This is a genomic window from Gillisia sp. Hel1_33_143 (assembly GCF_900104765.1).
GTDB lineage: Bacteria > Bacteroidota > Bacteroidia > Flavobacteriales > Flavobacteriaceae > Gillisia.
Window position 1 is genome coordinate 954,041 of record NZ_LT629737.1, and the last position, 20,712, is coordinate 974,752.

Consider the following 20,712-nt stretch of genomic DNA (forward strand, 5'->3'; position numbering starts at 1 on the left):
GTTAATCGTTAAAGAAAGTTTTCGAAGATTTTAAAAGAACGATCTTCTCTATCTTTTTCTTTCCAAAAATTCGGAATAGAATAAATATTAAGGCATAAAAACCACCCATAATATAATATCCATAGCTCAGATGTCCTAAAGCCTCTCCTATACTAATCGCAACGGCTATTGATAAAAATGAAACTACCAATAAGCATACAAAACAAATGATCATAAGATTGATAAGGAAAATAGCCCCTTTCATAACCTTTTTATAAAGGTCTAACTTATAATAATCGGCACTGCTCTTGGCTAGTTCCCGAACATTATCATTTAAATTATTAATACTATTGGTTAGTTTTTCAAATGCCATACGCTTAAACTACTGCTTGATTTGGAGTATTAGAGTTAGTCTCAGATTTTACATCTTTCTGTAATTTAGCATTTTGCTTTCTAAGATCCTCTAATTTAGATTCCATTGCAGATAATATCTCGTCTGCTTTGTAACTAGCAGAAGATAGAGTTTCTTCTAAACGTGTTTCAAAATCGTATCTCGCTTTTTTAGCTTTACTAGATAAGTTTGAAGAAGTCTCTTTATACTTTTGGTTGAATTGATCTTGAGCTTTTTTAGACTCCTTTGTAATTTTTTTACGTGTTTTATCACCACTTTCTGGTGCATATAACAATCCAACAGCTGCTCCAATAGCGGCTCCGGTTACCAATGCAAGTAAAGTACTTCCTGTATTTGCCATAATATTTGATCTTTTTTTAGTTAATTATCTTACAAAATTAACTTAAACCTAAAGAAATCGTTGTTAATAACCGGTTAATATCTAAACTTTCTTTCCTAAAGTATTCTTAAATAGTTCTGCATTATTTAGATTAATCTTTCTTAGTCCAAGAATCTTTAAGTGTAACTGTTCTATTAAATACCAATTTTTCTACTGCTGAATCTTTATCTACGCAGAAATAACCTATTCTTTGAAATTGGAACTTATCTGAAACTGATGCATTTCTTAAACTCGGTTCAACATAACCAGTAATGGTTGTTAACGAATCTGGGTTAATGAAGTCTAGATAATCCTTTTCTTTATCTGCATCTGGAGCCTCTACTGTAAATAGTCTGTCATACAACCTTATTTCTGCTTTTAAAGCGTGCTTAGCAGAAACCCAGTGTAGCGTTCCTTTAACCTTTCTTAGAGATTCTTCACTCCCACTTCCACTTTTGCTTTTAGGATCATAGGTACAGTGAATTTCAGAAATATTTCCTTCCGCATCCTTAACAACACTTTCCCCTTTAATAATATAAGCACTCTTAAGTCTTACTTCTTTTCCGAGGGTTAGCCTGAAGAATTTGCGATTTGCTTCTTCTTTAAAATCTTCCCGTTCTATATAAAGTTCTTTTGAAAAAGGAATTTCTCTTGTTCCTGCACTTTCATCCTCAGGATTATTTTCAGTTTCTAGTAATTCTTCTTTTCCATCTTCATAATTGGTAATAACCAATTTTACCGGATCTAAAACACCCATAACTCTAGGTGCATGCTTATTAAGGTCTTCTCTTATGCAGAATTCTAATAAAGACACATCTATTATATTCTCACGCTTAGCAATTCCAATTGTATCCGCAAATTTTCTAATTGAAGAAGGCGTATAACCTCTTCTTCTTAGACCAGAAATTGTAGGCATTCTAGGATCATTCCAAGAGTTTACGATACCTTTCTCAACCAGTTGTAATAATTTACGCTTACTCACCACGGTATGACTAAGGTTTCTACGCGCAAATTCGCGTTGTTTTGGCTTAAGCTTAGCTTGAGTATCTATTTTCTCTAAAAACCAGTTATAAAGCTCTCTATGCATTACGAACTCTAGTGTACAAAAAGAATGAGATATACTTTCTATAAAATCACTTTCTCCATGTGCCCAATCATACATTGGATAGATCTTCCAATTTTCTCCTGTTCTGTGGTGCTTCTTGTGTAAACTACGGTACATAATAGGATCTCTCATAAGCATATTAGTAGAAGCCATATCTATTTTGGCTCTCAAAACATGCGCTCCTTCTACGGTTTCCCCGTTTTTCATTTTTTCGAATAGATCCAGATTTTCTTCTACAGAACGATCTCTATAAGGACTATTCTTACCAACAGTAGTTGGAGTTCCCTTTTGTTCTGCAATTTCAACAGAAGTCTGACTGTCTACATAAGCCTGACCATTTTTGATCATCACTACAGACCAATCATACAGTTGTTGAAAATAGTCTGATGCATAGCATTCATTTTCCCATTTATATCCTAACCAAAGAACATCTTCTTTAATAGCATCTACGTATTCTTGCTCTTCTTTGGTAGGGTTGGTATCATCAAATCTTAAATTTACAGGTGCGTTATAACGTTCCCCTAATCCAAAATTTAAACAAATAGAGGAAGCATGACCAATATGCAGGTATCCATTAGGTTCTGGTGGAAATCTAAATTTCAATTCCTCTCGGGAGTAATCATTCTTAAGATCTTCTTCTATAATTTGCTCAATAAAATTGAGTGATTTTTTTACTTCTGCCATAATATCTTTAAAAAAATAATAGACAAAGTTATCAAAATTAGAGGTGGTAATAGTATTTTATAAAAGATAAGAAGCCTTAATTTCGAGTTATAAGCACAGAAATGACTTTTGAATACGGAAGATTGAACTTTTACAAGCTTAATTTTGGTAAAAGGAAGGTTAAAAATGAATATATAGTCTAATATTTGTGGTTTAAAATAACATTTATAAAAATTATTTTGGGAAGTATTAAATTAAAAAATATCAAGGTTTTTTCCTACCACGGATGCCTTGAAGAAGAGAGCAAAATAGGAAGTGATTATAGAGTAAATCTTTCTATAAAAGGAGATCTTTCAAGATCTGCGGAAACAGATTTATTAGCAGATACTATTGATTATGTGCATCTTAATAAGATAGTAAAAGAAGAAATGGCTATAAGATCTAAATTGTTAGAAACTGTTGCAGAACGTATTTTAGCAAGAGTATTAAATGAGTTGGAGCTTGTAAAAAAGGCCAAGGTACATGTATCTAAAATTAACCCTCCTATAGGTGGAAATGTAGGTATGGTAACAGTAACTAGAAGCAAATCGAGATAGATTGTTAGGAAACACAAAAATTTTATTACATTTGCCATCCAAAATTATGGCATCGTGGCCGAGTGGCTAGGCAGAGGTCTGCAAAACCTTGTACAGCGGTTCGAATCCGCTCGATGCCTCCAAAAAGCTTCCTTTAAATAGGGAGCTTTTTTTATTTCAACCCTTTTGCAAATAGAGATATCCTATTTGGAATCTTTATCTAGGTCAAAAACAATTTCTCCTGGCTGTATAAGATCAATTCTATCTTGAAGATTTTCAATCCTTTTAGGAAAAACTCCCCTACTTATAAGAATAGCTCCAAAAATTATCATTATAATACTTATCCCTCTCTTCATTCTAAAGATTCTGGAAGGTGTAAGTTTTCTATTTAATTTCTTCGCTAATAATATTTTAAGAATATCAAAGAATAAATAAGTTAATAGAACAGTACTAAAGAATACTATAATTCTATTCGTTTCCATATTAAGAGTTGGACCAAATACAATTATTAAACCTAGCCAAAAACCAAGAACTCCAATATTTATGAAGTTCAATAAAAATCCTTTGGCTGCTAAGCCAAAATAATCGCCTCTCCCGAGCTTTCTTACCTCTGGCGACTCTTCATCATGAGGAATAGATTTCTTTGTCTGTATAAAGGTCATAACCCCATAGGTGGCCAAGATCATACCTCCAAAAATAAAAAGTGCCGGATCGTCTTTTAAACTAGCCAGCAACTTAGAAGTACTTAGATAAGCTATGAACAAGAATATTATATCTGCCAATATAACTCCCAGATCTAAAGATATTGCCGCTCTAAAGCCTTTGATGGCAGCGGTTTCAAGCAATACAAAAAATACCGGACCTAAAAGGAACGCTAGAAAAAATCCTAGGGGTATGGCAGCCAAAACATCTTGAAACATACAAAAATGTTATTTTCACAAAGGTAAGATTTTACTTTATCTTTTTAATTGTACCTCCAAATGTGGTTTTTTTATCTAATTTTTCAGGTTTTCCATATACATATATAGTTCCTCCTGCTATTACAGTAGCTTTTACATATTTCTTTGCATACACATTGGCTTTTCCACCTGCACTAAGACTTATATCTACCGTTTCACCAATAAGGTTTTCACCTTTGAAATCTCCAGAAGCTTTTAGATCTATTATTTGATCTATAGCAGTTCCTATAATTACTAAATTACCACCAGTTATAGATCTTGCTATGAAATTCTCTACTTCAATATTTGCATAGATATCAGAACCTTCAGCAGATTTAAATTCTATTATTGGTTGAAATATCTTTCCACAAAGTTCTACATCTGCATTTTGTCTGGCCTCTACACGTAGTAATTGTTTGTAATATATATTAACGATGGTATTATCTTCATTCCAGATATGATTCAAAGATGTTTGAACCTTTATAGCTCCATCTTTTTGGTTAATTTCAACCTTATCTCTACTATTCCCAGAGATAATAGCTTTATTTTCTTCACTTTTTATAAGATTCACTTTAAGTCCATTAGATACTTCAATTTCTGTAAAATTATCTAGATCTATACTTATTTCTTGTGCGTAACCAGTAATCCCCGCAAGGATAAATAGGGTAAAAATTATGTTTTTCATTTTAACTTAGCAATGCTCTTTATTTTTCTACTTCTTCTTTACTTCCAACCAAATTAAAATCTAAATGTCTTTTAACCAGATCAGCATTTTTTACATTCACATACACTTCATCACCCAACTGATATTTCTTACCTGTTTTACGGCCAATGATAGCATATTGTTCTTCATCAAATTCGTAGTGATCATCGCTAATGTCCCGTAATCTCACCATTCCTTCACATTTATTTTCTTCAATCTCTACATAGATTCCCCACTCTGTAACTCCGGAGATCACTCCTAAGAAATTTTCATCCTGGTGATCTATCATGAATTTTACCTGCATGAATTTAATAGAATCTCTTTCTGCACTAGTTGCAAGACTTTCCATTTCACTACTATGGTGACATTTTTCTTCATACTCTTCTTCTGGAGCAGAAGCTTTTTCATCTAAATAACGCTGCAATAATCTATGCGTCATCACATCCGGATATCTTCTAATTGGAGAAGTAAAATGTGAGTAATAATCAAATGCCAGACCATAATGACCAATATTCTCTGTACTGTAATATGCCTTACTCATGGTTCTAATGGTAAGTGTATCTACCATATTCTGCTCTTTAGATCCTTGAACAGAAGAAAGAAGATTATTTAGCGAATTATTGATAGATTTCTTGTCTTTAAGATCTAATTTATATCCAAATTTTGCAATTACGGTTTGCAATGAGTTCAATTTAGATTCATCTGGCTCATCATGACATCTGTATACAAATGTCTTTTTGGGCTTCTGTTTTCCTATAAATTCTGCAACTTTTCTATTGGCAAGTAACATGAATTCTTCAATAAGCTTATTAGCTTCTTTAGACGTTTTAAAGAAAACTCCAATTGGTTCACTTTTTTCGTTCAATTCAAATTTAACTTCAACCTTATCAAAAGATATAGCGCCTTCTCTCATTCTTCTGCCTCTCATTACCACAGCAAGATCATTAAGTGTGGTTACAGCATGTACGATCTCATCGTTAACACTGTAAGCTTTATCTTGAATAGAGATCTCTTCAGGAATATTTCCTTCTTTAGTTTCTATGATATGCTGCGCTTCCTCATAAGCAAAACGAGCATCAGACAAGGTAACCGTTCTACCAAACCACTGGTTTACTACATGTGCTTTTTTATCGATCTCAAAAATGGCCGAAAAAGTATATTTTTCTTCATTTGGACGTAAAGAACAAGCATTGTTAGAAAGTATCTCTGGCAACATAGGTACTACTCTATCTACCAAATATACAGAAGTAGCGCGTTGATATGCTTCATCATCTAAGACAGTACCTGGTTGTAAATAATGAGATACATCTGCAATATGAATTCCAATTTCATAATTACCATTCTCTAAAATTCTAAAACTCAAAGCATCATCAAAATCTTTAGCATCTTTTGGATCTATAGTAAACGTTAATACGTCTCTTAGATCCTTACGCTTTTTAATTTCTTCTGATTGAATAGATGTATCAATATTATTTGCAAAATCTTCTACCTCTTTCTCAAATTCATGAGGCAATCCATATTGCGCTAAAATGGAATGAATTTCTGTATTATGTTCTCCCGGTTTTCCTAAAACTTCTTTGATGGTTCCAAAAGGAGAATCTGCTTTTTCCGGCCATTCTTCTAAAGTTACTACAACCTTATCTCCATCCTGAGCATCTTTCATTTTATTCTTCTGAACAAAAATATCTGTATACATTTTTGGATCCTGAATAGCTACAAAACCAAACGTTTTCTGCATCTGAAGTACTCCAACAAAATCTGTACGCTTTCTCTTTAAGATCTTAACGATCTCTCCTTCAGATTTTTTATTCCTTCTTTTATTATAAATGTAAATTTCCACTTCATCACCATTCAATGCTTTATTCAATGAATTAGCAGGGATAAAAACATCATCTTCCAGCTCTTCTACTACCACATAACCAAAACCTTTAGTGGTCATATCCAGCACACCTTTATAATAATCTAAATTGGCAACAATCTTAAATTTTCCTCTGTCTTCTTCTTGAATTTGCTTTTTAGCAGCAAGCTGTGCTAAACTTCTAATAATCTTATTTCTAGAACTTGGATCGTCAACACCAAGTTTTGCAGCAATCTGTTTATAATTAAAGGTAGCATCCGGAGATTTTCTAAGAATATCTATAATGCTCTTAGACATACTTCCTTGATTCTTGGATCCTTCCTTCTTTCTATTATTTTTCTTCATAAATTTTAATAAAGCATAAAATTACAGTTAATATGTGACTTGAGATTATATAGGGAATAAAGTTTTGTTAAGCTAAAGCTCACTTTTTATTCAAAAAATTGTTCTTTGATAAATTGATTAACAATCACTTAGCTAAAAATAAAAACTAGAAAAGTGTAATTTTTCTTAATATTTTCTTAATTTTAAAGTAACACGTTATAAATTAGATCCCCTCATCTTTATTATAATTAAACTATTGAGGATGAGTCAATCTACAAGAATATCGCTTCTCTTTCTCTTAATATTCCTACTAGGTATTATAGGAACTATCACTCTTGTTCAAAAGAGTTTAAATAAGAAACATTTGGTTAATAATACCATGGTAGATTCTAATTTTTAAAAGTTCCATAGCTAAGAATATTAAAGATCTATTTCTATGAGGTCTTTATTTATAAGCGTTTCAAAGTTATCTTTAAGACAATTTCAGTTTTAATAATAAAATTCTATTTTTTTTAAATCTTCAGTTTGGATGAACTGTAAGTCTAAGATTCTAAGCAGAGTTGTTAACACCTATTATTATATTTCCTTTTTTTCTTTTTATTAAAAATTAAAACTGATGTCTATTACTGTCTGTTAATTTGTAGCATAAGTTTATTGAAAAATAGTTGCATTTATCGTTACCAACATTCTAAATAGAGTTGTTAACAAAACTATAAAGCTTTAACTACCTGATACTGTTCTAGATTTAATATTTACTTAACAAAAGTTAATAATTGAAAAGGATTTTAGATTCTTAAAAAATATTCAGTTTTGACATGTTCACAATCCAATTTTTAATGGTGATAACTTCTCTACAAATTCTATAGTTATAATTAGGGATAACGATAAATATTTCTCTATTCCAAAAATTAATCAATAATCCAAATTTCGTTGTTAGATTCTCACCAAAGGTTATCCACAATTTGGGTGATTTATTAAGTGCTTAAAAACTAAGTATCTGCAAATAGTAATTAACAATGGAAATAACTTTAGTTAACAAGCCATTTTTTACCTTTGCTTAACCTTAAAAACAAAAATTATGAAAATTTCTATTGGTAATGATCATGCCGGAACCGAATATAAACAGGCAGTTGTGGCTTTTTTAGAAGCTAAAGGTATTGAAGTTATTAACTATGGTACTAATTCTGAAGAAAGCGTGGACTATCCAGATTTTGTACATCCTGTAGCTACAGATGTAGAAAATGAAAAAGTAGATCTAGGAATCATTATCTGTGGAAGTGGAAATGGCGCTTCTATGACTGCTAATAAACACCAAGGTGTAAGAGCAGCTTTATGTTGGACTAATGAAATTGCAAAATTAGCCCGTCAACATAACGATGCTAATATTTTAGGAATTCCTGCCAGATATGTTTCTCAAACCCAGGCTATAGATATGGTAGATACTTTTTTAAACACAACTTTTGAAGGCGGACGTCATCAAAACAGAGTAGCTAAAATACCAGTTTAAATGGGGCATTCTCACGATCACTCGCATGCTCATCCTGAGGTTAAAGGTAAGAATCTGTTAATATCTATAGGGCTAAATATTCTTATTACCGTAGCTCAAATTATTGGTGGTTTCTTAAGCGGTAGTTTATCTTTATTATCTGATGCACTACATAATTTAAGTGATGTGATCTCCCTTATAATTAGCTATGTTGCCAATAGATTATCCAAAAAAGACGCTTCACTAAATAAGACCTTTGGCTTTAAAAGAGCAGAAATAATTGCTGCCTTTGTGAATGCAGCAACCCTTATCATTGTTGCTGTTCTTTTAATGGTTGAAGCCGTAAAACGCTTTCAGGAACCTCAAGAGATCGCATCCGGATTGGTTATATGGCTGGCATTATTAGCTATTGCCGGAAATGGGTTTAGTGTTTTGCTAATTAAAAAAGATAGCAAAGCCAACATGAATATGCGTTCTGCTTATCTGCATCTAATTACAGATATGATGGCTTCTGTAGCAGTACTGGTGGGTGGACTATTAATGAAATATTATGAGCTCTATTGGGTAGATAGTGTACTTACTTTTGCAATTGGTGTCTATCTAATTGTGGTAGGTTATGATCTTCTTAAATCTGCAACTCATGTACTAATGCTCTTTACACCTTCTGATATTGCCTTAGAAGATATTGCCATGGGCATCTGCAAATTAGAAGAAGTAGACAATGTACACCATATTCATATTTGGCAATTAAATGATAAAGAGATTCATTTAGAAGCGCATGTAGACTTTAATAAAGATATATCAATTTCAGAATTTGATAAGATATTATCTAAAATTGAAGAAGTTACTTTTCATGATTTTGGAATTACCCATATAAATATACAGCCAGAATTTGGGAAATGCGATACTAAAGACCTGGTAGTACAGGATTAATAAAATAGAAAAATGGAAATTAGAATAAAGGCCTTTAAAGAGCTTAGTATAGATGAATTATATGATCTATTGCAGTTAAGATCTGAAATTTTTGTGGTAGAACAAGATTGCGTATACCAAGATATTGATGGGAAAGACCAAAAAGCTTTGCATATTATAGGCTCTAAAGATGGTAGAATTGTAGCCTATACCCGTTGCTTTAACAGTGGAATCTATTTTGAAGAAGCATCAATTGGAAGAGTGGTTGTTGCTAAAGATCAACGTAAATATGGACTAGGTCATGAAATTATGAAAGCTTCTTTAAAAGCAATTCAAGACCATTTTAAAACAGATTCTATTAAGCTTTCTGCACAACAATACCTCGTCAAATTCTATGAATCTCATGGTTTTAAAACTATAGGAGAAGGATATTTAGAAGACGGTATCCCACATATAGCAATGATAAGATCTTAATATTTTAAGATCTTATCATATTGCTGTTTATCGTTCAATACTTTTTTGGCTTCTAAAATTTCAGGATTGTAGAGTACATAATGATTATATAAACCTTCTTGATAGAAATATCTCTTGATAATTTCATCTGTTAATAAACTCGCTATTTCAGGTTTTTTATCCTCTAGTTCTACTTTTTTCTGAGCCGCAATTTCAGCTAGTAAAGAATTATATCCTTTTAATATATCCTGGTTAAAATCTTCTGCTTTAGCCGTCTTCATTGCCTTTGTTAGATCACGTTCTGTAGCGGTTTCATAATTAAAATCTGTTTTTTCTAAAAATGCCTTAAAGCTATTATAATCCTCATCTGTAAGTTGAAAACTTTCAGGATTCTCTAATTTATGAGCATAATAATATTGTGTGGCAAAGTCAAAAATTGCATCGCTGGCCAACAGAGCTTTGGTGATAGTGTTATATTCTGAAGATTTTAAAGTAACATCCGGTAAGATCCCTCCACCATCAAAAACGCTTCTCCCATTTCTGGTTTTAAATTCATTGTAATCCTCGGTTCTTGTTCTAATAGGATTTCCTTCTGCATCTCTGTCTCTATAATTCAAAGCCTGTATACACCTACCACTTGGAGTATAATATCTGGAAATGGTAAGTTTTAACTGTGTTCCATATGCCAGTTCTTTAGGTCTTTGCACCAAGCCTTTTCCAAAACTTCGGGCACCAATAATTACTGCTCTATCAAGATCTTGTAAAGATCCTGCCACGATCTCACTAGCAGAAGCACTTCTACCATTAACAATTATTGCTAGGGGGATCTTTGTATTTATAGGTTCTTTAGGCGTATAATATTTGTTATTATATTTATCTATCACAGATCTTGTGGAGGTAATTAATTCTCCTTTATCCAGAAAAATATTGCTAACCAGAATAGCCTCTGCCAGCAATCCTCCCGGATTTCCTCTAAGGTCTAAGATTATTTTATCTGCACCCTGACTCTCGAGATCCTTCAATGCCTTTATCGTTTCTGCAGAAGCACGCTCATTAAATCTTGATAAAACTATGTATCCAGTATTATCTTCGAGAAGTTGATAATATGGAACAGCATTCAGTTCTACTAAGCCTCTGGTAATTTGAGTAGTTTCATTCTTACCTTGTCTATTATATTCTATGACGACTTTAGAATTTGGAGCTCCATTTAAAAGTTCTCCTGCATCATCTTTATAATCTGATACCGAAAATCCTCCGATCTTAATTATTTCGTCTCCGGGCTTTAAACCGGCTTTATCTGCAGGATAATCCTTATAAGTTTCAATAATTGTAAATTTTCCATCTTTTATCTTTACAGTAGCTCCAATTCCTTGATATTCTCCGGCAGTATTCATTCTGGCTGCTTCTACATCCTGTTCATTCCAATAGTTAGTATAGGGATCTAGATCTGCAAGCATCGCTTTTATAGCCGTATCCATAAGTTCTGCAGGATTGGTTTCATCTACATAATTCATGTTCAGTTCCTTGAAAAGCGTAGTGAAAATCTCCAACTGCTTGGCTATTTCAAAAAAGTCAGATTTAAAGGAGGAGGTAACAAAAAGTAAGCTTAGCCCAAGAAAGGCAACTGCTGCTTTTTTAAGTATTGGTATTTTCATGTAAAGATTCCCTTTGTATAAGCTTATTCATAATTTGAACAAAACATGCTGCCATCTGTTCACTATTTATCTTCTTAGGTGAAGTATAGATAAACATCAACGCATATTTACCCTGCAAGTTGCTCTCAACAAGGTACTTATTTTTTCTGAATGCCTCACGCATAGATCTTTTTATACTATTTCGATCTACAGCCAGCTTATAAATTCTTTTGGGAACAGAAACGCCTGATTTAAAATGAAGATCCTGAGGATTTTTAAGCGGAAGATAAATGAGCTTTAACGGAAAATTTTTCAAAGATTTTCCTTCTGAAAATAAGCGATCTATCAATATTTTGCTTTTCAGTTTTTCTGAAGAAGGAAACTTTTCGTTCATTGAGTTCAATTGAAGGGGCTAAATTAAAAAAATCCGCTTTGGGAATTCCCAAAACGGATCTTTCTTTTTATTCTGAAGCTTTTAACTACTAAAACCTCTTTTATAATTCTTATTCTGCAGCTGCTGCTGGAAAGATATTATTAGATCTATCTACATCTGCCATAAATCCTGCAGCATCAATCTCTATCTTGCTGATCTCGCTTTTTGGCTTATTCAGTTTAAGGTCATAATTTCTTTGTGCCCAAGACCAGTCTTTTTCTACAGTTCTTTCCATTCCTTCTGCAGCTGGTTTTTCCCATTGCATCATACTTAGCGGAATGTAAATGTTTTCTGAAGTTCCATCGGTATAAGAAACCGTAACATCTAAAGGCATTGGCATAATTCCAACTCTTTCTAAGGTTGCTGTGGTAGCATTGTTCTCTTCAGAAATATTTTTAACAGCATAATCTATGGTATTGGTAGTATTTACCCAATCATTTAAATACCAGTTTAGCTCTGCACCAGAAACTTTTTCTGCAACTCTAATAAAGTCATTTGGAGATGGATGTTTAAATTTCCATTCATCATAATAACTATGCAATGTTTGTTGAAGATTTTCTTTCCCGATAATATATCCTAACTGAGATAAGAAAACACTTCCTTTTACATAAGATGCTATAGAATAAGCCATATTGTACTCATAACGATCTCCATGAGTAGATAATGCTTGTTCCTTTCCAGATTGTGCTAAATAATTATAAGTTCTATAAGATCCTTTGTAAGGATTTTCAGAATTTTTACCTTCTAAACTTTGCTCTGCCTGTGTAGAGATATAGCTGGTAAAACCTTCGTCCATCCAAGGATGTTGAGATTCATTAGTTCCTAATAATTGCTGAAACCAAGAATGCGCAAATTCATGAGCAGTAGTTCCTAGAAGTCCGTCATAGTTTTCACCACCGGTTATTAGGGTACAATTTGCATACTCCATTCCACCATCTCCACCTTGAATTACAGAATATTGTTTCCAAGGGTATTCTCCTATATGCTCATTATAAAAAGCTAATAATTTAGCAGTTTCCGGTTGAATTTTCTTCCAATTCTCCTTCACCTTTGGATCATTCTTGTATAAAAAGTGAAGGGTTACTCCGCTTTCAGTTTTCATAGAATCGTGTATATATTCTGGATCTGCAGCCCAAGCAAAGTCATGAACTTTTTCTGCTTTAAAGTTCCAAGTAAGCTTATCTCCTTTGGCTCTTTTTACTTTAGTTCCTTTTTTTTCATACCCATATCCAATTTCATCTGCATTTTGAAGTACTCCTGTACCACCAAGAATATATTTTTTATCTATGCTGATGTTCACATCAAAATCTCCCCAAACTCCAAAGAATTCTCTGGCGATATAAGGATCTGCATGCCATCCTTCAAAATCATATTCTGCTAATTTAGGATACCATTGCGTCATAGAAAGCGCAACACCATCTGCATTGTTTCTTCCAGAACGACGAATTTGAACAGGTACTTGCCCCTTAAATTTCATCTTGAAGGTTGTAGATTTTCCAGGAGCAATTGGCTCTGCAAGAGAAACTTTAAGTATGGTTCCCTCCTCTTTATATTCTACCTTTTTACCGTCCTGATCTAAAGATTCTACTCTTAGATATCCAATTTCATTAGGCTTTAAAATACTAATTCTACTTTGATATTTAGGTTCTTCCTTAGTTCCTAAGTTATTCACCATTCTTCCATCTGGATCTGCAATGTCTTGCAATCTCATATCCATATCGCTTCCCGGTTGAAAAGCGTTAAAGAATAGGTGATAAAATACCTTTTTTAAAGTATCTGGAGAATTGTTAGTGTACTTAAGTTCTTGCGAACCTGTATATTGAAAATTATTAACGTTCATATCAATATCCATCTTATAATCAACATGTTGTTGCCAATAATTTGGATTTTCCTGAGCAGACATTGCCCCGCCCGTTAAAATTAAAATACTTAATATTAATTTCTTCATAGTTTATTTTTTAGTTGCTTTTGTTCACTTTATCTGCAAGAATAAGAGCATTGTAAAGATTTGCCATCTTCCCTGAAGTAGAAATTTCAGTGAATTTCTTAGATTTTTGCTCCTCTCCTACCAAAACTGTAGCAGTAGTAGAAACTCCGCTATCCATAATAATATGTTTTACCTGAGATGCAGATAATTTTGGGTAGAAAGATCTAATAATTGCAGCAACCCCTGCAACTTCCGGAGAAGCCATAGAAGTACCTTGTAAATACTCATACGTGTTCTTTGGAGTTGTAGACCAGATCTTCACACCAGGTGCAAATACATCTACATTAGATTTTCCATAGTTTGAGAAACCAGCAATAAGATCTGAACCATATTTATAATTTAAAGCTCCAACGGTTAAGAAATTATCTGCAACCTCTGTTGGCGCCTCTGGATATTGATCGTTTGGATATACTCTGTTGGTATCTAGGTCTAAACTTTCATTTCCTGCTGCGTTAACAATAAGCACATCTTTAGCTGCAGCATATTTAATAGCATCTGTAACCCATTCTGGATGTGTAGAGAAATATTTTCCAAAACTTGTATTTATAACTTTAGCACCATTATCTACTGCATATCTAATAGCCAAAGCAATATCTTTATCATACTCATCTCCATCTGGCACAGCTCTTAACACCATGATCTGAGCATTATTAGCAACACCTTTTAAACCTTTATTATTGGTTCTGTTGGCTGCAATAATACCTGCTACGTGGGTACCGTGTTTAATATCATCTTTGTCTGAAGTTGGTCCGTCTACTTCATTATTACCATATTTTGTATCGGTAATATCACCTGAATTATCTCCTACTATAGCTCTACCATCTAGATTCAAATTAAAATGAGTGTCTAAACGCCCTGCATAATAATCTACCGCTTCAGTCAATTGCTTTATAGCTGCAGGAATATTTTCATCTACATTATTCTGAATTTGAGTTAACATTGCTTTATACTGCTGCATTTCTGGAGTTGTTGCAGGCATTGAAGATAATTCTGCTTTCGTATAATCTTCTTTTCCAAGTTTAGAAGAAACTGCTGCATGTGCAGTTACTAATTGCTGCTTAATATTAGTGTATTGATCTTTAGTTTGAAGAGCTTTGCTATATTCTTTATCATATTCTGCTTTTGCAGCCTGATACATTGCAAATTCTTCTCTATCTGCAGTGCTAATAGCACTTGCAGATTTACCGTCATACTTTGGTTTTAATTCCTTATAAATTCTGGTAAATTCTGTATTTTCTTTTACAGCATCTCCTAAAAAGTTCCAACCGTGAACATCATCAATATATCCATTATTATCATCATCTTTTCCATTATTAGGAATTTCACCTTTATTGGTCCAGATTACGCTTTTTAGATCTTCTTGATTAATATCTACCCCGCTATCTATAACACCAACAATCACTGTTTTTCCAGTGTTATTTTTTATGATCTCGTTATAAGCTTTTGTAATGCTCATCCCGGGAATGGTATCTGTAGTTAGATCTGCTTCAGGCCAGGTTTTAAGTTGAGCATCAGTTAGTGGTGTAACCTTTAAAGGGGTTTGATCTATATTATCTATAGGGGTAGCAATAATTGAAGGGGATGAACTGCTACATCCGGTAATTGCCATTGCAATTCCGGCGATCATCAAGGGCTTAAAAACAGGTATTTTCATTGAGTTTGGTTTAATTAAAAAGTTCATTAAATGTATATGTGTTGTCTAGTCTTACTCCTTTTTCGGTATGTTTTAAGGTAATAATCTCATTATGGGCATCATGTTCTAAGAAAAGATAATATTCATTATCTGCTGCGGTATTCAAAAATGTCTCCTTTTCATCTAAAGTTAACAAAGGTCTGGTATCAAATCCCATTACATAAGGCAATGGAATATGACCTGCTGTTGCTAAAAGATCGGCCATAAAAACCAAGGTTTTCCCTTTGTATTGAATATGAGGAATCATTTGTTTATCTGTATGTCCATCTACAAATAGTACACCAAAGCCCATTTCATTGTAATTTTGAAATTTGTTTGAAGGGTCTCTATCCAGAAAATTTAGTTGCCCGCTTTGCTCCATAGGAAGGATATTTTCTTCTAAAAATGAAGCTTTTTCCCTCGCGTTTGGCTGTGTAGCCCAATGCCAATGATCTTTATTGCTCCAAAATTTAGCATTTTTAAAAGCAGGTTCATAACCGGTTCTATCTTTATTCCACTTTATACTACCCCCACAATGATCAAAATGTAGATGTGTCATAAAAACATCGGTTATATCATCTCTATGAAATCCGTGTTGTTTTAAAGACTTGTCTAAAGAATGCTCTCCCCATGGATAATAATAGCCAAAGAATTTTTCGCTTTGCTTATCACCCATACCGGTATCAATAAGCATTAACTTGTCGCCATCTTCAATTAACAAACACCTGGCGGCAATGTCTATCATATTATTTGCATCTGCTGGATTGGTTCTGGTCCAAAGACTTTTTGGAACTACTCCAAACATAGCACCTCCATCTAACTTAAAATTTCCGGCTTCTATAGGATAAAGTTTCATTTTTTTGAATTTGAACTGCAAAGTACTAAAACCCCAATACATGCCTGAATTCAATCGTTTTTATTTTGTTATTTTTAACAAACTTTTGGAGATTGATATGGTATTTGCTGACAAAACTATTAGTACTATCGCATGATATTGAAGCTAACTTTTAATAATAGTTAGTTGTCTGATTATTAGTACTCCTAAGATTTATATTGGTTATTTTAACTAGTATAAACTTCAAAAAACTTTGAACTTCAGTAAATAGCACTATTTTTATGCGACTGAGGTTTTTTATTATAGAATAGACAATAGAACTTAGATGTTAGAACTTGCAGGATTAATTATTTTAGGAATTCTGGCGCAATGGGTAGCCTGGAAAATTAAAGTTCCGGCTATTTTGCCGTTGATACTTATAGGCCTTTTAGTAGGTCCAATATCCACACTTATTTCTGAAGATGGTGCCAAATGGTTAGAGCCTATCTGGAATGGAGAAAAAGGTCTATTCCCCGGAGAAAGCTTATTTTACTTTGTGTCTTTGGCTATTTCTATCATTCTTTTTGAAGGTGGATTAACACTTAGAAAAAGTGAAATTGGTACTGTAGGTCCTGTAATACTCAAATTAATAAGTGTAGGTGTAATTGTTACCTTTTTTGGAGGTGGTCTTGCTGCCCATTATATCTATGGGTTTACCTGGCAAATATCCTTTCTTTTTTCTTCCTTAATAATTGTAACAGGTCCCACAGTAATATCCCCTATTTTAAGAAATATCCCTCTTAAAAAACACGTGTCTTCCATCCTTAAATGGGAAGGTATTCTTATAGATCCTATCGGCGCTTTAATAGCGGTATTGGTGTATGAATTTATACGAGTTGAAGGTGGACAAGATTTCACGAAAACAGCGCTTGTAGAATTTGGTAAAATTATCTTATTCGGTTTCACCTTTGGGTTTGCCTTTGCAAATGTGCTTACATTTTTAATCAAAAAGAATGTAATTCCACATTACCTATTAAACGTATTTACACTTGCCACAGTGCTAGGAGTTTTTGTTCTTGCAGATCAATTTGCACATGAAAGCGGGCTTTTAGCCGTAGTGATCATGGGGATGGTAATGGGTAATAAAGATCTGCCTAATCTTAAAGAGTTACTTTATTTTAAAGAATCTCTAAGTGTACTTCTTATCTCAATACTCTTTATTTTACTTTCTGCAAATATAAAAATGGAAGAATTGTACCTGCTTTTAAATTGGAAAGCTTTGGTATTGTTTGCTATAATCATGTTTATAGTTAGGCCCTTGGGTGTTATATTAAGTTCTATTGGTTCTGGATTAAAGATCAACGAAATTGCTTTTATTAGCTGGGTTGGCCCTAGAGGAATTGTAGCTGCAGGTATCGCCTCCCTATTCGGTTTAAAATTAGCGCGTGAAGGCGTAGAAGGTGCAGAATATATCACTCCGCTGGTTTTTATGATTGTATTATGTTCTGTACTATTAAACGCTACCACCGCTAGATTATTTGCTAAACTTGTGGGTGTGTTTATCAAGAATTCTCAGGGAATTCTTATTATTGGAGCCTCTTCAATTTCAAGAATTATAGGTAAATATCTTCAGGATAATAAAAGACATGTAGTTTTTGTAGATAGCAATGGTGAAAATATACGTAAAGCTAGAGCTTTAGGAATGGAAGCTATAGAGGGAAGTGTTTATTCTGATGATCTTATCAATAATATTGAATTGAATGATATTGGTTATTTAATGGCCATTACCGCCAATAGTGATATTAATAAAACCGCAATTTCCCGATTCCAAAAACAATTTGGAGAAAAAGGTTCGTTTAGAGTGATTTCTTCAGATGAAATGAATGATCCGGAGAGAAATCCTGCTGAAGGTCTTTTCTCTCATACAGACGATTATATAAAGCTTGCTGAGGTATCTAGAAGGTATCCAAAGATCCATGAGATCATTGTGAACAGTAAAGAGCATTACGAAGGCTTGATTGAAATTTCTAAAACAGATCCAGACATAATTCCACTTTTTGTTAAGACAGATGATGGTGATCTTCAAATAATTCCATCTCACAGCTCAGAGGTAGAAATACAAGAAGGCTTTCACTTGGTTTATCTGGGTAAAAAGATCCAAAAAGAAGAAATTTTTGAAGAAAATTATAAGGAAGTCGCAGATGATGATAACTAATTCTACCTCCTTAATTATTATTGCTGCAAGTATCATTTAGTTTACAAAGCATTCAATTGTTTTTATAAATTTGGCGACTGCTAACAAGATAAAATAACCATCATTTTATCTACAAGTCAGAATTTTATCAGCAACAATAATTGATACAAGGTGTGGTATGAATGATTTTCTAGAAACTCTGCGCCATGAGTTCACCCTACCAATAGGTGATCCTGTCCTAATATTTTCTATTATACTAATTATAATATTAGTATCTCCAATTCTTTTAAAGCGAATAAATATTCCAGGGATAATTGTTTTGATTATTTCCGGAATTATAATAGGCCCTTTTGGAGTTGGGCTTTTAGAAAAAAATACAGCAATAGATCTATTTTCTAAGATCGGGATACTATATATCATGTTCATTGCCGGACTAGAATTGGACATGAATCAATTCAAGGCAAATCAAAATAAGAGCTTTACTTTTGGTTTTTTCACCTTTATAATACCGCTCACTTTAGGTTTTCCAATTTGCTATTATTTGCTTGGATATAACTTTAATGCTAGTTTTTTAACCGCAAGTATGTTCGCTACTCATACGCTAATAGCATATCCAATAGTTAGCAAATTGGGTGTTTCCAAAAATGAAGCTGTTGCCGTAGCTGTAGGTGGAACAATTTTAACAGATACTGCAGTACTTATTATTCTTGCCGTTATCTTGGGAAATGCAGAAGACGGTGGACTTACCGCATCGTTTTGGCTAAGACTTATAGTATCACTACTTATATTTTGTGCTATTATGTTCTTTTTAGTTCCAAAGATCGCCCGATGGTTCTTTACAAGAATGGATAAAGAAAAACACTCTCATTACATTTTTGTGTTAACCGTGGTATTTCTATCTGCTTTCTTAGCAAAGTTAGCAGGTGTAGAAGATATTATAGGGGCTTTTCTGGCCGGTTTGGCTTTAAATAGATTAATACCCCATTCTTCTCCACTTATGAATCGTATCGAGTTTATAGGGAGTTCTCTATTTATACCTTTCTTTTTGATTAGTGTGGGAATGATGGTTGACCTTAAGGTAATTTTTAGTGGGTATATGGCTATCGTGGTGGCATTAACGCTATCTGTAGTAGCAATTCTTGGAAAATGGCTGGCAGCCTTTGCCACACAGTTAACCTTTAAATATTCTGCTACACAAAGAAAACTTATTTTTGGATTGAGCACGGGGCATGCTGCAGCAACACTGGCAGTTATTATTGTAGGTTATAAAGCAGGTATCATTGATATTAATATTCTTAATGGTACCATTATTCTTATTCTTATTACCTCTATTGTTGCAACTTTGGCAACAGAAAATGCTACCAAAAAGATTGTAGAAGAATCTAAAGAAATAGACTTGAATGAAGTAAAGAAGTCTAATAATTATAAGATGGAAAGTATTCTGCTCCCGTTAGCAAATATTGTGAATCTAGAAAGACTGCTGGAGTTTAGTATTTTAATAAAAGATAAAAATTCAGAAAATCCAATTTCTATACTATCTGTAGTTCCAAATGATGAGCAAGCAGAATTAAACATAGCTCAGGCTAAGACCAAATTAGAAATTTTTGTAAATCAGGCTTCTGCCACAGAAACCAAAGTAGACGTAACTGCTACTATTGATGAGGATGTAGCTAAAGGGATTGCCAGAAAATCTAAAGAGATCATTGCAGATGTTATTGTTATGGGGTGGCCAACAAGTGGTAATGAAGATGAAATTATAAATGCAAAGATGAACGGTATTATCCAACAGACCTCAAAAACCTTATTTCTATGCCAAACAAATAAGCCTTGGGCTACCCATAAAAAGTTACTTGTTTTAGCTCCTATTGATGTTCAAAATATGCAGGGCTTTGAAATATGGATCAAAAAATGCGTAAGAATAGCTGAAGAATTAAGTGTTCCAATACTTGTTTATTGCTCTTCAGAAACTCAGGTGGCTATAGAAAGACTTGTGGATAAACTAAGATTAAAGGCTCCGTTCTTATTCAGAAAAACTGCAAACTTGGAACAAAGTGCTATAATATTGAAGGAAGTAGATACAAATGATATTTTGATGCTTATTACTGCCAGAGAAGATGCCATTGCATACCAACCAATGTTGAAACAGCTACCTTATATTCTGGAAAATAATTTTAGAAGAAACACTAAGATCTTGGTATATTTACAATAAAAG

The 20,712-nt window shown here is 33.3% G+C and carries 17 protein-coding genes and 1 tRNA gene; 7 read left to right on the forward strand and 11 right to left on the reverse strand.

Features of this window, described 5'->3' with window-relative positions; translation table 11 throughout:
• Nucleotide 1 precedes the first annotated feature (1 nt).
• The 3 genes from BLT84_RS04230 to BLT84_RS04240 form a co-directional block, all read right to left on the reverse strand.
• Complete coding sequence (locus BLT84_RS04230) at nt 2-352, reverse strand: phage holin family protein (protein ID WP_034887164.1); 351 nt, start codon at nt 350-352, stop codon at nt 2-4.
• A 4-nt stretch (nt 353-356) separates the two neighbouring features.
• Nucleotides 357-731 carry a YtxH domain-containing protein gene (locus tag BLT84_RS04235; RefSeq protein ID WP_091263107.1) on the reverse strand — a complete coding sequence of 125 codons (375 nt, stop codon included), beginning with the start codon at nt 729-731 and terminating at the stop codon, nt 357-359.
• 130 nt (nt 732-861) lie between these two features.
• On the reverse strand, nt 862-2,538 hold the full coding sequence (locus BLT84_RS04240; protein ID WP_091263109.1) for a glutamine--tRNA ligase/YqeY domain fusion protein: 1,677 nt from the start codon (nt 2,536-2,538) through the stop codon (nt 862-864).
• A gap of 218 nt (nt 2,539-2,756) precedes the next feature.
• Between BLT84_RS04240 and folB the strand changes: the two genes are divergently transcribed.
• Nucleotides 2,757-3,113 carry a dihydroneopterin aldolase gene (gene folB, locus BLT84_RS04245; RefSeq protein ID WP_091263111.1) on the forward strand — a complete coding sequence of 119 codons (357 nt, stop codon included), beginning with the start codon at nt 2,757-2,759 and terminating at the stop codon, nt 3,111-3,113.
• A 48-nt stretch (nt 3,114-3,161) separates the two neighbouring features.
• Nucleotides 3,162-3,235: transfer RNA gene (locus BLT84_RS04250), tRNA-Cys, on the forward strand.
• 60 nt (nt 3,236-3,295) lie between these two features.
• Here the strand turns inward: BLT84_RS04250 and BLT84_RS04255 are convergent.
• From BLT84_RS04255 to rnr, 3 genes are read right to left on the reverse strand one after another with little or no spacing between them, the layout of a single operon-like run.
• Nucleotides 3,296-4,012: a LysE family translocator gene (locus BLT84_RS04255; protein WP_091263112.1), complete on the reverse strand. Its 717-nt coding sequence runs from the start codon at nt 4,010-4,012 to the stop codon at nt 3,296-3,298.
• Nucleotides 4,013-4,043: 31 nt separating this feature from the next.
• Nucleotides 4,044-4,715, reverse strand: coding sequence for a head GIN domain-containing protein (locus BLT84_RS04260; protein WP_091263114.1), 672 nt, complete (start codon nt 4,713-4,715; stop codon nt 4,044-4,046).
• 19 nt (nt 4,716-4,734) lie between these two features.
• Entirely contained in the window at nt 4,735-6,936 is a 2,202-nt protein-coding gene (gene rnr, locus BLT84_RS04265; protein WP_091263116.1) for a ribonuclease R, read from the reverse strand.
• Nucleotides 6,937-7,993: 1,057 nt separating this feature from the next.
• On the opposite strand from rnr, the gene rpiB reads away from it, so the two are divergent.
• The 3 genes from rpiB to BLT84_RS04280 are packed head-to-tail and all read left to right on the forward strand — an operon-like array spanning nt 7,994 to nt 9,787.
• A complete protein-coding gene (gene rpiB / locus BLT84_RS04270) occupies nt 7,994-8,422 on the forward strand; it encodes a ribose 5-phosphate isomerase B (protein ID WP_034887152.1) in 429 nt (142 codons plus the stop codon).
• Nucleotides 8,423-9,334 carry a cation diffusion facilitator family transporter gene (locus BLT84_RS04275; RefSeq protein WP_091263118.1) on the forward strand — a complete coding sequence of 304 codons (912 nt, stop codon included), beginning with the start codon at nt 8,423-8,425 and terminating at the stop codon, nt 9,332-9,334.
• A 12-nt stretch (nt 9,335-9,346) separates the two neighbouring features.
• Entirely contained in the window at nt 9,347-9,787 is a 441-nt protein-coding gene (locus BLT84_RS04280) for a GNAT family N-acetyltransferase (protein ID WP_091263119.1), read from the forward strand.
• Here the strand turns inward: BLT84_RS04280 and BLT84_RS04285 are convergent.
• The 5 genes from BLT84_RS04285 to BLT84_RS04305 all read right to left on the reverse strand — a co-directional run bounded on the left by BLT84_RS04285 (nt 9,784) and on the right by BLT84_RS04305 (nt 16,348).
• On the reverse strand, nt 9,784-11,421 hold the full coding sequence (locus BLT84_RS04285) for a S41 family peptidase (RefSeq protein ID WP_091263122.1): 1,638 nt from the start codon (nt 11,419-11,421) through the stop codon (nt 9,784-9,786). The genes BLT84_RS04280 and BLT84_RS04285 overlap by 4 nt on opposite strands.
• On the reverse strand, nt 11,402-11,794 hold the full coding sequence (gene rnpA / locus BLT84_RS04290; RefSeq protein ID WP_091263127.1) for a ribonuclease P protein component: 393 nt from the start codon (nt 11,792-11,794) through the stop codon (nt 11,402-11,404). The genes BLT84_RS04285 and rnpA overlap by 20 nt, the downstream gene beginning before the upstream one ends.
• A 109-nt stretch (nt 11,795-11,903) precedes the next feature.
• Nucleotides 11,904-13,781, reverse strand: a complete 1,878-nt coding sequence (locus BLT84_RS04295) for a M1 family metallopeptidase (protein WP_091263129.1) — start codon at nt 13,779-13,781, stop codon at nt 11,904-11,906.
• A 10-nt stretch (nt 13,782-13,791) separates the two neighbouring features.
• Nucleotides 13,792-15,474 (reverse strand): S8 family peptidase, encoded by a 1,683-nt coding sequence (locus BLT84_RS04300; RefSeq protein WP_091263131.1) that lies wholly within the window; start codon nt 15,472-15,474, stop codon nt 13,792-13,794.
• Between the two features lie 10 nt (nt 15,475-15,484).
• Nucleotides 15,485-16,348: an MBL fold metallo-hydrolase gene (locus BLT84_RS04305; RefSeq protein ID WP_091268008.1), complete on the reverse strand. Its 864-nt coding sequence runs from the start codon at nt 16,346-16,348 to the stop codon at nt 15,485-15,487.
• Nucleotides 16,349-16,652: 304 nt separating this feature from the next.
• On the opposite strand from BLT84_RS04305, the gene BLT84_RS04310 reads away from it, so the two are divergent.
• Nucleotides 16,653-18,521 (forward strand): cation:proton antiporter, encoded by a 1,869-nt coding sequence (locus BLT84_RS04310; RefSeq protein WP_034887135.1) that lies wholly within the window; start codon nt 16,653-16,655, stop codon nt 18,519-18,521.
• A gap of 157 nt (nt 18,522-18,678) precedes the next feature.
• A complete protein-coding gene (locus BLT84_RS04315; RefSeq protein WP_091263133.1) occupies nt 18,679-20,709 on the forward strand; it encodes a cation:proton antiporter in 2,031 nt (676 codons plus the stop codon).
• Nucleotides 20,710-20,712: the final 3 nt, after the last annotated feature.

Excerpts from the sequence above, each read along its gene's own strand:
- BLT84_RS04260 (WP_091263114.1), bottom strand. The coding sequence starts at position 4,715 with ATGAAAAACATAATTTTTACCCTATTTATCCTTGCGGGGATTACTGGT.
- BLT84_RS04295 (WP_091263129.1), bottom strand. The coding sequence starts at position 13,781 with ATGAAGAAATTAATATTAAGTATTTTAATTTTAACGGGCGGGGCAATG.
- BLT84_RS04235 (WP_091263107.1), bottom strand. The coding sequence starts at position 731 with ATGGCAAATACAGGAAGTACTTTACTTGCATTGGTAACCGGAGCCGCT.
- BLT84_RS04240 (WP_091263109.1), bottom strand. The coding sequence starts at position 2,538 with ATGGCAGAAGTAAAAAAATCACTCAATTTTATTGAGCAAATTATAGAA.
- BLT84_RS04280 (WP_091263119.1), top strand. The coding sequence starts at position 9,347 with ATGGAAATTAGAATAAAGGCCTTTAAAGAGCTTAGTATAGATGAATTA.
- rnpA (WP_091263127.1), bottom strand. The coding sequence starts at position 11,794 with ATGAACGAAAAGTTTCCTTCTTCAGAAAAACTGAAAAGCAAAATATTG.
- rnr (WP_091263116.1), bottom strand. The coding sequence starts at position 6,936 with ATGAAGAAAAATAATAGAAAGAAGGAAGGATCCAAGAATCAAGGAAGT.
- BLT84_RS04315 (WP_091263133.1), top strand. The coding sequence starts at position 18,679 with ATGAATGATTTTCTAGAAACTCTGCGCCATGAGTTCACCCTACCAATA.
- BLT84_RS04230 (WP_034887164.1), bottom strand. The coding sequence starts at position 352 with ATGGCATTTGAAAAACTAACCAATAGTATTAATAATTTAAATGATAAT.
- BLT84_RS04305 (WP_091268008.1), bottom strand. The coding sequence starts at position 16,348 with ATGAAACTTTATCCTATAGAAGCCGGAAATTTTAAGTTAGATGGAGGT.
- rpiB (WP_034887152.1), top strand. The coding sequence starts at position 7,994 with ATGAAAATTTCTATTGGTAATGATCATGCCGGAACCGAATATAAACAG.
- BLT84_RS04275 (WP_091263118.1), top strand. The coding sequence starts at position 8,423 with ATGGGGCATTCTCACGATCACTCGCATGCTCATCCTGAGGTTAAAGGT.
- BLT84_RS04300 (WP_091263131.1), bottom strand. The coding sequence starts at position 15,474 with ATGAAAATACCTGTTTTTAAGCCCTTGATGATCGCCGGAATTGCAATG.
- BLT84_RS04310 (WP_034887135.1), top strand. The coding sequence starts at position 16,653 with ATGTTAGAACTTGCAGGATTAATTATTTTAGGAATTCTGGCGCAATGG.
- BLT84_RS04255 (WP_091263112.1), bottom strand. The coding sequence starts at position 4,012 with ATGTTTCAAGATGTTTTGGCTGCCATACCCCTAGGATTTTTTCTAGCG.
- BLT84_RS04285 (WP_091263122.1), bottom strand. The coding sequence starts at position 11,421 with ATGAAAATACCAATACTTAAAAAAGCAGCAGTTGCCTTTCTTGGGCTA.